The 14,553-nt window shown below is 50.3% G+C and carries 9 protein-coding genes and 1 other RNA gene; 2 read left to right on the forward strand and 8 right to left on the reverse strand.

All coding sequences use genetic code 11. The features are described 5' to 3' along the window. Positions 1 to 6: 6 nt before the first annotated feature. From mraZ to rnpB, 3 genes are all read right to left on the reverse strand, one after another. Entirely contained in the window at positions 7 to 435 is a 429-nt protein-coding gene (gene mraZ, locus IE092_RS10005; protein ID WP_189357029.1) for a division/cell wall cluster transcriptional repressor MraZ, read from the reverse strand. 353 nt (positions 436 to 788) lie between these two features. Next, positions 789 to 3,962, reverse strand: a complete 3,174-nt coding sequence (locus tag IE092_RS10010) for an EAL domain-containing protein (RefSeq protein WP_189357030.1) — start codon at positions 3,960 to 3,962, stop codon at positions 789 to 791. Positions 3,963 to 4,544: 582 nt separating this feature from the next. Continuing rightward, positions 4,545 to 4,876: RNase P RNA component class A (rnpB, locus tag IE092_RS10015), an RNA gene on the reverse strand. A gap of 212 nt (positions 4,877 to 5,088) precedes the next feature. On the opposite strand from rnpB, the gene IE092_RS10020 reads away from it, so the two are divergent. Both IE092_RS10020 and IE092_RS10025 read left to right on the forward strand, forming a co-directional pair. After that, the gene (locus tag IE092_RS10020; protein WP_189357031.1) at positions 5,089 to 6,786 is read left to right on the forward strand and encodes a thiamine pyrophosphate-binding protein; all 1,698 of its coding nucleotides are present in this window, start codon (positions 5,089 to 5,091) and stop codon (positions 6,784 to 6,786) included. A gap of 221 nt (positions 6,787 to 7,007) precedes the next feature. Continuing rightward, positions 7,008 to 8,531 (forward strand): sigma 54-interacting transcriptional regulator, encoded by a 1,524-nt coding sequence (locus tag IE092_RS10025; protein WP_189357032.1) that lies wholly within the window; start codon positions 7,008 to 7,010, stop codon positions 8,529 to 8,531. A gap of 76 nt (positions 8,532 to 8,607) precedes the next feature. Here the strand turns inward: IE092_RS10025 and IE092_RS10030 are convergent, their stop codons facing one another. The 5 genes from IE092_RS10030 to IE092_RS10050 form a co-directional block, all read right to left on the reverse strand. Beyond that, complete coding sequence (locus IE092_RS10030) at positions 8,608 to 9,051, reverse strand: hypothetical protein (protein WP_189357033.1); 444 nt, start codon at positions 9,049 to 9,051, stop codon at positions 8,608 to 8,610. A gap of 31 nt (positions 9,052 to 9,082) precedes the next feature. Beyond that, positions 9,083 to 11,293 (reverse strand): serine/threonine-protein kinase, encoded by a 2,211-nt coding sequence (locus IE092_RS10035; protein ID WP_189357034.1) that lies wholly within the window; start codon positions 11,291 to 11,293, stop codon positions 9,083 to 9,085. Positions 11,294 to 11,738: 445 nt separating this feature from the next. Continuing rightward, positions 11,739 to 11,921: a hypothetical protein gene (locus IE092_RS10040; RefSeq protein WP_189357035.1), complete on the reverse strand. Its 183-nt coding sequence runs from the start codon at positions 11,919 to 11,921 to the stop codon at positions 11,739 to 11,741. 241 nt (positions 11,922 to 12,162) lie between these two features. Further along, positions 12,163 to 13,224, reverse strand: coding sequence for an RNA 3'-terminal phosphate cyclase (rtcA, locus tag IE092_RS10045; RefSeq protein WP_189357036.1), 1,062 nt, complete (start codon positions 13,222 to 13,224; stop codon positions 12,163 to 12,165). An 11-nt stretch (positions 13,225 to 13,235) separates the two neighbouring features. Beyond that, on the reverse strand, positions 13,236 to 14,474 hold the full coding sequence (locus IE092_RS10050; RefSeq protein ID WP_189357037.1) for an RtcB family protein: 1,239 nt from the start codon (positions 14,472 to 14,474) through the stop codon (positions 13,236 to 13,238). Between the last annotated feature and the right edge of the window lie 79 nt (positions 14,475 to 14,553).

A 14,553-nucleotide genomic window follows, 5' to 3' on the forward strand; every position in this document is an offset into this window, starting at 1 on the left:
CTGCGATCAGAAAGAAAAGTTATGTAACACATCCGGTGCACCGGCGGCTTTTGCGTTAGCTTCATTTTCAGCCAGCCTGCCTGCATCCCAGATTTCAAAATGACTTCCCATGCCGAGCATCATAATGTCGCGCTGAATAGCAACAGCATTACGCAACTCAGGTGCAATGAGAATGCGACCCGCGGTATCCATATCCACATCGAACGCATTTCCCAGAAAAATTCGTTTCCAGTCGCGAGCCTGAATAGGCCAGGCCGCAATCTGCTCGCGGTGAGATTCCCAGACAGGGCGAGGAAACAGCAACAGACAGCCATCAGGATGACGGGTAAGCGTAAGCTTGCCATCAAACTGACCAATCAGGGCGTCGCGATGACGCGCAGGAACAGACATCCTGCCTTTCGCATCGAGACTGATTGCGGATGGACCCTGAAACACGCTGTGACCTTTTTAGTGGAAATAAAAACCGGGGGAAGATACAGGTGAAGATATAGGAATTAAGGGAATTTATCCCACAAAATTACACTTTTTCACACTAACGCCCACTTTAGTGGATGGTTGCCTTCCGGTCAAGCGCATTACCCTGATGCTTCAACAAAATCTTTAATGAAGTCAATGACTTAGGTTCGCAACAACAAAGACATGAAGAAGAAATATCAGATAAATGAAGGACTTAGACGACAAATTGAAGAAGTCGCCTGAGATTTGAGAAAGGCATGAAATACAGGTCTGAAATCGAACGGATTGACGATGCGGGATTCGTCAGGTGGGGATGAGAAAATTTTCAGCTATCAGAGTGAAACCTGCTGTTGCAATAAGGCAATAAAATCTTTAGCTGGAATTGCTCTGCTGAAATAATATCCCTGATATTCATCACATTTGAAATTTTGCAATGTTTGCAATTGAGTTGCAGAGTCCACTCCCTCTGCAATCACTTTTAACCCGAGGGTATGTGCCATAGCAACAATCGTATGTGCAATCGCCGTATCATTCGGATCTTCAGGGATATCTTTAATAAAGGATCGGTCGACTTTGACACTATCCACAGGAAAGCGTTTCAGATAAGCGAGAGAAGAATAACCTGTTCCGAAATCGTCAATCGATAAGCTGAACCCCTCCTTCTTAAAGGCATCCATCAACACGATGGCCTGATCACGGTTATGCATCACCATGCTCTCCGTTATTTCAAATTCCAGTGCATTTGAAGGTACACGCCAGAATTCTGTAACGCCGCGGACCTCATCCAGTAGTTGATATTCATTAAATTGCGAGGCTGACAAATTAATGGCTACACGACCGAATCCGGCATCAACTTGCCGGAAACTGAGAACATCTTTACACGCAACATCTAACACCAGCATACCCAGCCTCGAGATCAGACCAGCCTCCTCTGCAAGGCTGATAAAATCATTCGGGAACAATATGCCCCGCTCCGGGTGATTCCAGCGAACCAGGGCTTCCGCACCAACAATTCTTCCGGTGGCAACGGATAACTTAGGCTGGTAATACACAACAAATTCACGACGCTCGAGCGCCTTCCGCAAACGGGCCTCAAAAGCGAGTTTCTCAACGGTATGAACATTCATTTCCGAGGCATAGAACTGGTAATTATCCTTTCCTTTGTTTTTTGCGCGATACATTGCGATATCAGCGTTTTTTAAGAGTGTTTGCGCATCTTTTCCATCCGTTGGAAAAGTTGCAATGCCGATTGAAGCGCTTAACTGACACTCCTGCCCGTCAATCTCAAAAGGTTGCGATGCTTCGAATAGCAGCTTGTCTGCAATATTTCCTAAATCACTAGGATCAATGAACTGATCAATCAGCAAAATGAATTCGTCGCCACCAATGCGGGCGACAATATCGGACTCTCTCAAAGCATTTGTAAAACGGGCAGCGACATCTCTGAGCACCTTATCTCCCTCGTCATGACCGAAGGTATCATTGATATTCTTAAAACGATCCAGATCAAGAAAAAGTACAGCCAGTTGAGTGTGATTTCTTTCAGCCAGCGAAAGTGCCTTACTGAGGTGTTGGTTATACAAAAAGCGATTCGGCAACCCGGTCAGTTCATCATAATGTGCAAGGCGAAGAATTTTCCGTTCAGAGCGTCGGGCTTCAATTGCAATGATCGCAATTTCTATCATAGACATAATAAAGCTGTGGTCTTCTTCATTGATTAGTACAGCTTCACGCAATAAGAGGGTGAAACACCCTAAGACCTGACCGTATTTATCCATCAGAGGCCAGGAGAACGCCTCACGATACACAGCGAGCTGCTCCAGATGATTCACAAACTGCATAGAACTATCTTTCGGCAAATTTTTTGCATGAACCGGACTCGCATGCATTACAGCGTCGCTCCACAAGCCGTTACCATGAGTAACAGGCAAATCTTTCAGTTGATCATGAATGAGTTCCGGAAAGCGCCCACCGATACCTGCTACAAACGTGCGTTGATCTTCGCTGAGTAACTGAATCCCAACCGTCCAGCGTCCACGAACCGAGTGCATAAAATCGCATACGGCGTTCAGAATCTCGATTGGATCCTGATTTGCACCGATCATCTGAAGCAGTCTATTTTGCCCCTCCAACAGTTGCTCCGATTTTTTTCTGACACTGACGTCACGTTCAACACAGAACACCAAAGGCTCGTTATTAATTTCTACTCTGCTCAGAGTAATTTCAATGTAGCAAGGGCTACCATGTCTTTGCATCACCCATTCGAGTCGCTGCACTTCTCCGCTAAAAGCAAGGTCAACATATTTTCTGACCAATTGTTTGCTGTTAGTCAATGCTTCGCTTGCAATATTCTGATGCGCGTCCGAAAAGTCTCCGGCCTGACGCCCTAACACATAACTCGCATCTTTTACGCCAAGCAATTCAACTGCTGCCGGATTGCAATCGACATACTCATAATTCCGGTTGATTAGCAAGATAGCATCCTGTGCCCCGGCAAATAACAAGCGATACCGGCTTTCACTTGCTTCAAAACGTCCGCGCGACTCCCGCAACCGTTTTAGCTGAATCAGCAAGATGATTGCCAATGTAAAAATAAACAGCAGCGTTGTACCAGTGAACAGGACCTTCTGCTGCATACGCTCGCGCCATTCCTGCAAAATACTTTCAACATTGCGTGAAAACACAAGGGTCACAGGGATGCCCGACACTTTGCGGAACGCGTAAAGCAATTCTGCATCACCTCCCAGAATGTCCGCTGCTATCAGACTACCATCCTGCTGATCGCCAGAAATAGTTCGCAACAGAAGCTGCTCTGTCACCGGCAGCAATTCGATACTCTGATCAAATGGTGCTCTGGCAAGCAACTGCCCCTGAAAGTCGTGCAGCGAAATTACGCCCCGGTTACCTCTGGATAATATTTCGTAAAATTCGAGAAAATAGGCGAGGCGAACATCGGCCTGCACAATGCCTATCAGTTGCCCTGAACTGCTGAAGACATTCCTGGCGACCGGCAATACCCATTCACCATTATCTTTAATCTGCAGAGGCCGACCAATAACCAGTTGTTCAGATGAAGGGACTTTTTGCAAATCACGGACTTGCCTGCTGGCAGTTTGTGCATCCTGCCAAACATCGTAGGCACGACTTGTCTGACGAATCAGTCCATAGGAATCGTAAATACTGACGGAGGTAAGGAATTGTGAATGAAGCGCTGTTGATCGCAGTAACTGACTTACTGCTTCGCCACTCAAACTATGGTCAGGATCATTGTTTAAGGCCGCACTCACCATCGAGATTGCTTTGACAGAGTCACTGAACGCTCTGCTGGCATGTTCTTCAAGAATGCGAACCGCAAAATCACTATTCTGGCGCGCTTCAGCAAGCGTTCTGTCCCTGTCTTCACGCACGGACCACCAGCTTTGCACAATAATAACGACCAGTATCAACACTATGCAGCCCACAAAGGCAATAAGGGGAACATTGCGTTGAGACGGTTGTGTGCTCATAACGACTCTTTCAGATCAGTTGAAGCCTGCCCGTCTGCAGTTCAGCCCGGGACTTAATAAAGCGGCGCAAGTTTATCACCAGAAACTCTAAGATAACCGCCACCTTCACACCAAACTATGAAAATCATCAAAGAACTCCACTGATGACTGCATCATAGTCAGTCAGGTACGGTAATTAAATGGATTTGGTCCTGCAAATGTGTAGAACTCATTTCATCAATAGCCACGAGTGCGAACGTGAGGTGCCGGGATGCAGGGCGCGGCGGCGTAGCAGGAAAACTGGATTGCACAGCAATCCACCTGCGAAGCGACTTCCTCATCATTGCGGAAGGCTGCACTCAGCAGCACAGACTGATGTCTGTGCAAGCGAGGCAAGAAAGCAATGCGCCCAGCACCTCCGTTCCCGAAGGGCTTGTCTCATAGCGCGGATATTGATGGAATGAGTTCTAATAACAACAGCCCAACACATCAACTACATGGATGAGTTCTGTAAGATAGTGCCAGCACCGGGGACATCGCGAAATGAAGCCAACGATCTTTCATGCTAGATAACTCATGAATCTGGCTGGTGGATGGGGTGTGAAATAAAGCAGGCCGGTAGGCCGGATTCTGTTACGGCCTGATCACTCAGGCTATGACAATCATTCCTCTAGGCGCTGGATTGCTCCAGTGCTCAAGCTTTCTACCCGCACGCTCCGCGAGCCACATCAATGCGTGCCTATTTGAAATTGCTCCGGGTGGAGGTTACCGCGTTTCACCGTAACTGAATACGCTCGTCTCTGTGGCCCTATTCCTCGCCTTATACCTTGCGGCTTTCAGCGTACGGCCGTTAGCCGTCACCCTGCTCTGTGGAGTCCGGACCTTCCTCCCGTTATTATATTGCTATAACAACCAGCGATTGTCTGGCCTGCTTCGGGCGCTATTGTAACCGATCAGCGCCGTTTTCGCCTCAGCAGGCAAATAACTCTTCCGATTCAGAATTTTTTACCGGCTGGCAGGCGCAAAAACAAAACAACAGCGATTCCGTGCAGATACTTTTTCCAGACACAATATTAGGAATCATTTCCACATCAAGCGAGCTTTCTGGTAGCTTACCGTTTTCTTTAACAACACGATAAAAAATACAATGGAGACTATCCGCTCTGGTGGCCAGTTGATCGTGGATGCCTTGCGCATTCACGGCGTTGAAACAGCATTTGGTGTTCCCGGTGAAAGTTATCTCGCGGTTCTGGATGCATTACATGACAGTGATATCCGGTTCATTATTAACCGTCAGGAAGGCGGTGCCGCGTTTATGGCAGATGCCTACGGAAAAATGACCGGCAAACCCGGCATTTGCTTTGTCACCCGAGGCCCGGGCGCAACCAATGCATCGATTGGCATCCATACTGCGTATCAGGATTCAACACCGATGATCGTGTTTATCGGTCAGGTCGGTAACGATTTTGTTGAGCGTGAAGCTTTTCAGGAAATCGATTACCGCCGCATGTTTGGTCAGATGGCAAAATGGGTAGCGCAGATCGATCGTGCCGACCGGGTTCCAGAAATGGTCGCCCGTGCTTTCCAGATAGCGACCAGCGGCCGGCCCGGCCCGGTTGTTCTGGCTTTACCGGAAGATATGCTGGTACAGGAAGTCAGCGTCAGTGACACCCGTCGCTATCAGCCTGTGCAGGCGCATGCTTCACCGTCACAACTCGCGCAGTTCAGCACTATGCTGGCTGCAGCCCGAAAACCCGTCGTCATTCTTGGCGGCAGTGGCTGGAATGCCACCTCCTGTGAACAGATTCTGGCCTTCGCACGCAAACAGCAGTTACCTCTGTCCTGCGCGTTCCGCTTTCAGGATCTGGTTCCCAATACAGATCCGCAATATATCGGTGATGTCGGTATCGGCATTAATCCTAAGCTGGCACAACGCATCCGTGAATCAGATCTGGTGATTGCCATTGGCCCGCGCCTTGGTGAAATGACAACCAGTGGTTATACGCTGCTGGAAGCACCGGTGCCTAAGCAAAAACTGATTCACATCCACAGCGACACGCTGGAACTGGGCCGTGTCTATCAGGCTGATCTGATGATCAACAGTGGTATGCAGGAAATTGCGGCCGCCCTGGCCGCACTGCCAGTCATTTCGGAAAGTCCTGTCTGGGCTGACAGCGTGCACGAAGCCCGGGCCGAACTGCTCGCATGGCAGGCAGAACCCGCCATTTTCGCCAAAGAAAATGCACCATTAAATTTATGGCAAATGGTTCAGGAGCTGCAAAAGCAATTACCGGCAGACACAATCGTCACCAACGGCGCAGGAAACTATGCGACCTGGGCACATCGCTACTTCCGTTACGGTGGCTTCCGCACGCAGCTCGCGCCGACTTCCGGTGCAATGGGCTACAGCGTGCCTTCCGGTGTTGCAGCAAAAATCATCGCCCCCGAACGCACGGTCGTCACTTTTGCGGGCGATGGAGAATTCCTGATGAACGGACAAGAACTGGCGACGGCAGCACAATACCAGGCCGGTGTTATTGTGATTGTGTTCAACAACGGTATGTACGGCACAATTCGCATGCATCAGGAACGTGAGTTCCCGGCACGTGTTTCAGGCACGCAGTTACAGAATCCCGATTTTGCCGCACTCGCCCGTGCTTTCGGCGGGCACGGCGAAACCGTCGCCACAACAGATGCATTCGGACCGGCATTAGCCCGTGCTGTCGAATTCACCCGCGAACACAAAAAACCGGCGCTGATCGAATTGCAATATGACGGCAATCTGATCACCCCGGGGGCAAGTCTGATGACAATACGCGACCAGGCGATCGCCGCCGGAAAATAATCTGCCATCGTCTGCAATCGTAAAAAGCCGGTCATTCCTGACCGGCTTTTTTCTTTGCCTGTTTGCAAACCTGATGCAAAATGCTAGCGTGTTTATATGAAAGCCCGTCGCTATGTCGCGAGACTGCGAACCTCCGGGGTTCAGTATGCATAATTCTCAGGCATTTTTTTTGCTAAGAATCTGATATTTCCAACGAACTGCCTGATCACTTACTCAGACTCATGAACGACACAGCCTACACGTTGTCCTCCCCGCTCGCGGCAAAAGATCCGCAGGAAAATCCTTTGCTGGCATTAACCATTTGCTGGCACCCGGATGAGTCACGTATCGGGGAACAGTTTATCTCCACCGATTTCGCAAGCCGGATCGAACTTAACCGGTATTTCCCCGTATTCCAGAAAACTGGCGGAGAAGGCCTGCCAATCGGACATGGTGCAGTATCACGCGATCCGGTCCGGATAGAACGAAACGATCAGAACAGAATCACGATCACACCGCCTGCCAGCAAAATGGTCGTCGAAGTTAACGGAAACCAGGTCACTGAACCTGTCAGCTTCCTATCGGAAGAAACAGCTAACGGCATCATGGTTTCATTGGGGCGCAGTGTGATTATTTGTCTGCACTGGATGCGTTCGCTGCCGAAAATGAACCTGATTCCCGGTGTCATCGGCGTCAGTGATGCTGCCATCCGCTTACGCGACCAGATCAGGCAAATTGCCGTTACAACCATGCCTGTTTTACTGCTCGGCGAAACAGGTACCGGTAAAGAAGTAGCCGCGCAAGCGATCCACAAGCTAAGCCCGCGTCAGCATTTACCGCTGGTCAGCGTTAACATGGCTGCGCTCAATGAATCACTGGCAGCAGCCGATCTGTTTGGCGCTGCGCGCGGTGCGTATACAGGTGCACAACAAACGCGTAAAGGTTACTTTGCAGAGGCGAGTGGCTCCACTCTGTTTCTGGATGAGATCGGAAATACCCCTTCTGCAATTCAGCCGATGTTGCTCAGGGTTCTGGAAACCGGGGAATATCGTCCTCTTGGTGCAGCGCAGGATATGCGGTCTGATGCGAGACTGATCACAGCGACGGATCAGGATTTGTATTCAGTACAGTTCAATCAGGCCCTGTTGCGTCGCCTGGAAAGCTTCGTCATTCATCTGCCACCTCTGCGCGAACGGCGTGAAGACATCGGCGTGCTGATTGTGCATCTGCGCCAGCAAACCGGCATCGGAAGCCAGCAAATACTGCCTTTTGAAATCGTCAGTGAACTGATGCTGTACAGCTGGCCGGGAAATATCCGTCAGCTTTCCCATGTATTACGACGCATACTGATCGCGCTGCAAAGCGGTGAGAGTCCGCGTCTGGCGTCGCTGGTACAGAGTTATGCACCGCATCATGACAGTGCTGTCAATATTGCGCAGAGCACGCCGCCCAGAGAGCAAAGCAGCCTAAAACCTGCAGCGCCAAGGAAGCGCTTGCACGAGCTATCTGAAGAAGACGTAACACGCGCAATGGTTGAAAACGACTGGTATATCCAGGGGGCTGCACAGGCACTGGGTATTTCACGACCTTCGATGTATAAATTGCTGGAGCAGCATTCCCAGATTCGCAGGCCGGAGCAAATCTCCCATCAGGAGCTGCAGGCTGTACTGCAGCAGCACAAAATGAATGTAGAGCTGAGTGCTGCTGAATTGAAAACCCCGAGTGAGGCGCTACGCCGTTACGCACGCGCAATTAACCTGATCTGAACGCTCTGCCAGTCTCAAAATCTGGGTTACAAATAAAAAAGGAACCATCACGGTTCCTTTTTTTACACACAAACTATCAATAACCTGTAGCGGATGGTGGCGGATTTCCGGTCACAATCACCATTTCAGGATCTGGCAACTGATATTGATATTGTTGCTTATCTTTGTCTGTAAATGTCGCGTAAATCGCATAGCACCAGGACATCAACTGATTCGGTGGGAAGGAAGTTGCAAAGTCTTCGCGGATCGTCAGCTCGCCATCTGTAATATCCAGAATCGGGAAATTGCCGCCAGCAGCTCCTGTCACCGGATTAGCGCTCATTGCATTGACTTTGGGGGCGAAGCGAATCACAGCAAAATTCAAGGTCAGCGGGCCTGTATCAAATTTAAACAGAATCTGGTCACCTCCATACAAAACAGCCGGAGCAGAACCATTTGCCCATTCATAACTGAGGTTACCGATCAAAGGGTAGCCGCCTCTGATTTGCGGGACTGTCAAATTAAGATGATAGGTTGCCATACAATTCCTTTCGGTTGAGTTTGGTCTTCTGTTAAGACCCGAACGCCGGGTCTCTGCGCAATTCCAGCAAATCAGGCTCTGCCTCAATAAATTGTTTCGGATAGCCCGATACGATTGCCTGATGCAGTGTCTGAATTGCGAGAGCACGCTTACCTAGCAATTCATATGCCAATCCTGCGCGAAACAAATTATCAGCTTGTTTCGGCGCAAGTTTTAAAGACTCCTCAATCAGCGGAATCGCCTCGGTTTCCAGCTTCAGTCTGGCTGAATACAAAGCCAGCCGTGAAATTAAGTCATAACGTCCGGGCTTACGCTCCATGCGTTTTTTCAAGAGCTCGCGGGCTCTGCTGTAAGCCTGCTGCGCAGCATCCCTTTCCCCCGGCAACCACAATAAGGTGTCAGCAAGATTCGCCCAGCCCAGATAATCCCCGGGATCGCCTTTATCAACAGAAACTGCATTGCGGAATGCATCGGCGGCGGCGACATAATTTCCCTGCAAAAATAATAGATTACCCAGATTTGTAAACAGACCAGGACTGGAGCGAATTTGCAGCCCCTTCTGCAGAATCTGCTGCGCTTCAGCAATACGGTTTTGCCGGATCAGCACGTTTGACAAATTGATATAAGCGAATACAACATCCGGATCAATTTCGAGGCTGGCACGAAACGCTTTTTCCGCCGCTTTTAATTCCCCGCGCTGAAAGTGAATCTCACCGATTGCATCTGCAAACAAACGCTGCTTTGGATGCAGGCGCAATTGTTCTGTCGCAATCTGTAAGGATTCATCATGTCGCTTCAACGCATTCAGCGTCGCTATTTTCAGCGTCCACGCAAAGTAAGTTCCCGGATCCAGAGAAATTGCTTTGTCATAGTATTGAAGCGACAGGTTGTAATCGTGGCGCAGATAGTGAAACAAGCCCATGGCAACCTGACTCAGCGCCAGAGAACTGTTCAGTTTTTCTGCCTGTAAAGCACTCGCCTCAGCCTTTTTTAAGTACAGTTCATCACTGAATTCAAACCAGAACCGGTAGCTGTTTACAATCGACAAACCGGCCGCAGCTGCCGCGTGATTGGGATCATGCGCCAGTACACTCTGGAACGCTTCCTCAGCTGATTTCAGCGACCCCGGTCTGTCGTTGTACTGCAATGCCTGCAGGCCGGCTTCCATTGCCCGTGACTCGGAAAAGCGCTCAAACAGGCCGGCGTTATTCAGATAGTGATTACCTGCCCACAGGGTCGCTGACAATCCCAGCACCACGGCAAGCACTGCCAGAATCCGGCGTGTCAGTGCCGGTCTGACCGGAAATACCTGAATACGTGAGGTATTCTCATCCTGATTCAACGGCGCTTCCTTCCTTGCCGGTACCGTTGCAGCGCTGGTGTCTGTCGTTACCGTAAGTGCTTGCTGTACCGCCTGCATAGAGACAATACGCCGATCCGGTGCTCTGGCGGTCATCTGCAAAATAAACCGTACCAGCGGACGCGCAATTTCCGCCGGATAATTCCAGCCATCAGATGGTGTCTGCATCAGCGCCGCTGCCAGTGCCAGCCCGTTTCGTTCGGGAAATGGCCGGTGACCAGTCAGTGCCTCGTAAAAAATCACGCCGAGTGCATAAATATCTGCCGATGCCGTCAGTGCGCCACCCATCAGACGTTCCGGTGCCATATAGGCAATCGTTCCCTGCGGATCCAGCTGATTTGTCGACGTGGTGACCTCTGTGTCATTCACCAGCGCCAGACCAAAATCGAGAATACGATAGCGACCATTATCGTCCAGCATAATGTTGGATGGCTTCAGATCGCCGTGAATCAGCCCCGATGCATGGGCAACCTGCATCGCCGCAGCCAGTTGCATCAGCATGTCCCGTGCGTCGGCCTCACTCAGCGGCCCATCCTGCAGAATTTTGCGCAGGGTTTTACCGCGAATCAGCTCCATCACAATCGATGGGGGATCTTCTTCATCTTCAATCGCGTAGATTTTGACAAATGCCGGATGATCAAGTGAGGCTGCTGCGCGGGCTTCATGTAAAGCCTGACGCGACTGCGACCGGTGTTCGCCGGATTTCAGGCGCTTCACAGCGACATATCGCTCAAGCTTGCTATCCCAGGCCTGAAATACCTGCCCGAAGCCGCCCTCACCTAACTGTTCGCCCAATAAATAGTGGCGCAGTGTCGCCGAATACTCAGGCTCACCTGCGTTTTTTGTTTCTTGCTGGTCCGGTGTTAATTCAGAATTCGGCATGGATCACTTCAATGGTACAACCATAAAACAGGTGTTCGGTCTGAATGCATCAGTGCACTGTAGGCGATTTATTTTACACGTTAATTAACACAGAAAAAGGCATATACATGTCAACAGTAATGATCTCCTGAATTCCGGGAATTCCGATTCGTTCGGATCCGAATTAACATCGCGAATCCGTCGAGATCCGCGCATTCTTTGGTTTACGACGCAAAAACCGGTTACAACACCCGTCTTGCGATAACCGGGCTAAAAAACATCCGGAAAATAAGTTTTCCTGATGAGTCCGCAAAAAACCAATATGGACAGAATCATAATCAAGACTCGATTAACTGTCCGTGCTTTTTCCGCGCAACGGATAACGCTCAGGGAGAGGAAGAAGGTTTGTCTGCAGTGTGCGTCGCCAATGCACCACAGAATGATTCACTCTGTGGTGCACCAGTGATTATTCGTCAGCCAGATCGCGTTGCCGGAGCCGCGCATTCAGCATTTGCTTTTCACTGCGCCGCAAAGACCGGACGGTCTGATGACGATCATGCGAACCGGCGGCTTTCTGACGTGCAGCCAGTGCGTAGGGGTTACGAGGTTTAGCGGAAACTTCACCGCGTACAGTTTGAGATTTTTTCATAGGGTCTTTCTGTTAGTAGCAGCATACGCTGCGCCAGATAGCACCCCGCCGGTCAGTTTGCCGGAAAGTCGTGAGAGTGACTCAGAACCGCTGGTAAGCTACCGGAAAAGTGCTTCGTTGTCGTTGTGTGATTTCGAGGGTTTGCATCGCAATTCTCCTTTCCTGATGCTGAAATAAAGTCAGATTACGCTGACTGCGCCCGGCAACGCATGCCGGCAGATTGTTGCACCGCTTTTACGGCTTACGCTGCGCTAACCGTACAAACCAGCTGCTTCGCTTCCTCAGTAAACTGTATGCTGACCGGCAAAAACCGGCGTATCACTTCGGCATTGGTACGTGTGTGCTCCGACAGAACAGACATCGTATAGCTGCCTTCGCCTGCAATTGCCATCAGCAACAATAACTGATCGGCAAGATATTCTCCGACCGCCGCTTTGCTGTCCAGAAATTCCTGCATCTCTCTGGCCGCCTGTTGTGCAATCTGTGGCGCGGGCACACCTTTTTGTCCGAATGCTGTCACCATTTCTGTCACATGTTCAAATTCCGCGCGCAGCAAAATCACATTTCCGGGGCCCCAGGCTGCAGGTAATTCCAGAATGCGTGATGTATCACGTGAAAGCTGAAATGCATCCCGCAATACTTCCAGTTCACGCACGGCAATCCGTGGCGGAATCCCTGCAACACAAGCGGTGGCGTGCAGTGTTCGCAATGTGCCGCGATCCTTCAGGTGAACAGGCCGCAATTTATCCACCGGCTGCAGCTGCACTGTCAGCTCACCGCCACCCGCCGGATAAAAACCGTAACGCGGACAGTCAATCTCAGTCTGCGCCCCCATGCGCTGCAACAAAGGCTGATACACCTCACGCAAAAAATCCGCCGGCGGCGCCATGCCATTATGCGTGCCACCACGGATGCACAGAGACGAAGGCTGCGGTGCAAACAGCAAAGCCGGAATCAGCGTCTGCGCCACCAGCGTGGTGCTGCCCGCGCTGCCAATATCAAAACTGAATTCACCACCACGTATCACACCGGGCATAAATTCCAGCGTTTGCGAACCCAGTTCAGCACCGTGTACGGTTGCCTGACTGATTTCTACTGCTGCCTGCACCGCAACCAGATGCTGACGCAGCAAACCCGGTTTTGCGCGTCCGGCACGGATACGCTGAATTCTGAATGGCTGACCAGTCAGCATAGACAATGTCAGCGCGGTTCTGAGTATCTGTCCGCCGCCTTCACCTGATGCACCATCCAGCTCTATCCACATTATTTCATCAGCAGGTCTTTTATCAACTATTTTATTCATACAATAACTTATCAACCCTTCACGCACACCACTTGTTTCAGGGTATGCACCACTTCCACCAGCGATTCCTGTGCCTGCATGACGGCATCGATATCCTTATACGCCATCGGGATTTCATCAATCACATCCGCATCTTTACGGCATTCCACACCTTCGGTGGCAGCAATCTGGTCTTCAATCGTAAAGCGTTTTTTTGCTGCAGTACGGCTCATGGTACGACCTGCACCGTGGCTGCAGCTATCGAAACTTTCCGGATGCCCTTTACCGCGCACGATAAAACTTTTTGCACCCATCGACCCCGGAATAATTCCCAGTTGTCCCGGTTTGGCAGAAACCGCACCTTTACGGGTGATCAGTACATTTTTTCCGAAATGATGTTCACGCTGCACATAGTTATGGTGGCAGTTCACCGCTTCCACATGGGTATCGAAAGGCTTACGGATTACCGTACGCAAGGCTTCAATCACGTTCTGCATCATCACTTCACGGTTCATACGCGCAAAACGCTGCGCCCATTCCACCGCTTGGATGTAATCATCGTAGTGCTGCGTTCCCTCCGGCAGATACGACAAATCCTGATCCGGCAAACGGATGAAATGGCGCTCCATATCCTTTTTCGCCTGCTCGATGTAATGGGTACCGATCGCATTACCGACACCGCGTGAACCGGAATGCAGCATGATCCACACAGACTGATTTTCATCCAGACACAATTCGATAAAGTGATTTCCGCTTCCCAGGGTTCCCAAATGGCGGTAATGATTGGTCTTTGCCAGATGCGGTGTTTTTTCGCAGATAGCTTCAAAATCATCTTTCAGATCTGCCCACACACGATCCACCAGCTTCGGCGGATTTTCCCAGCTACCTTTATCACGTCCGCGGAAACCACGGGTTTTCGGTGACATCCCGTGCGGCACGGCACGTTCAATCGCGGTACGGATACCATGCAGGTTATCCGGCAGATCGCTGGCAAACAGCGTCGTTTTCGCCGCCATCATTCCGCAACCGATATCCACACCAACTGCCGCCGGAATCACCGCACCCAGCGTCGGAATCACGCTACCAATCGTGGAACCTTTTCCCAGATGCACATCCGGCATCACCGCAATATGTTTATAAATAAACGGCATGCTGGCAGTGTTTTTTAACTGCTGCATCGCATCGTCTTCCACCGGCACACCTTTGGTCCACATTTTTATCGGCTTACCGTTGGTACCGGCTTCTACCACATCAAAATCTTCGTGTTTCATACACTGTTTTCCTTATGGATTCTTTACCGATTCTTTATCGGTTCTATTGTTCGTTTTTATCTTGTTGACTGCTGATTCA

Source organism: Cognatundibacterium squillarum (assembly GCF_014652435.1).
In the GTDB taxonomy this organism is placed as follows: Bacteria; Pseudomonadota; Gammaproteobacteria; order Burkholderiales; family Burkholderiaceae_D; genus Undibacterium; species Undibacterium squillarum.

What these genes read in the sequence shown, in the direction of transcription:
- IE092_RS10030 (WP_189357033.1), bottom strand. Translation starts at nt 9,051, where the DNA reads ATGGCAACCTATCATCTTAATTTGACAGTCCCGCAAATCAGAGGCGGC.
- IE092_RS10020 (WP_189357031.1), top strand. Translation starts at nt 5,089, where the DNA reads ATGGAGACTATCCGCTCTGGTGGCCAGTTGATCGTGGATGCCTTGCGC.
- IE092_RS10040 (WP_189357035.1), bottom strand. Translation starts at nt 11,921, where the DNA reads ATGAAAAAATCTCAAACTGTACGCGGTGAAGTTTCCGCTAAACCTCGT.
- IE092_RS10035 (WP_189357034.1), bottom strand. Translation starts at nt 11,293, where the DNA reads ATGCCGAATTCTGAATTAACACCGGACCAGCAAGAAACAAAAAACGCA.
- IE092_RS10025 (WP_189357032.1), top strand. Translation starts at nt 7,008, where the DNA reads ATGAACGACACAGCCTACACGTTGTCCTCCCCGCTCGCGGCAAAAGAT.
- IE092_RS10050 (WP_189357037.1), bottom strand. Translation starts at nt 14,474, where the DNA reads ATGAAACACGAAGATTTTGATGTGGTAGAAGCCGGTACCAACGGTAAG.
- IE092_RS10010 (WP_189357030.1), bottom strand. Translation starts at nt 3,962, where the DNA reads ATGAGCACACAACCGTCTCAACGCAATGTTCCCCTTATTGCCTTTGTG.
- rtcA (WP_189357036.1), bottom strand. Translation starts at nt 13,224, where the DNA reads ATGAATAAAATAGTTGATAAAAGACCTGCTGATGAAATAATGTGGATA.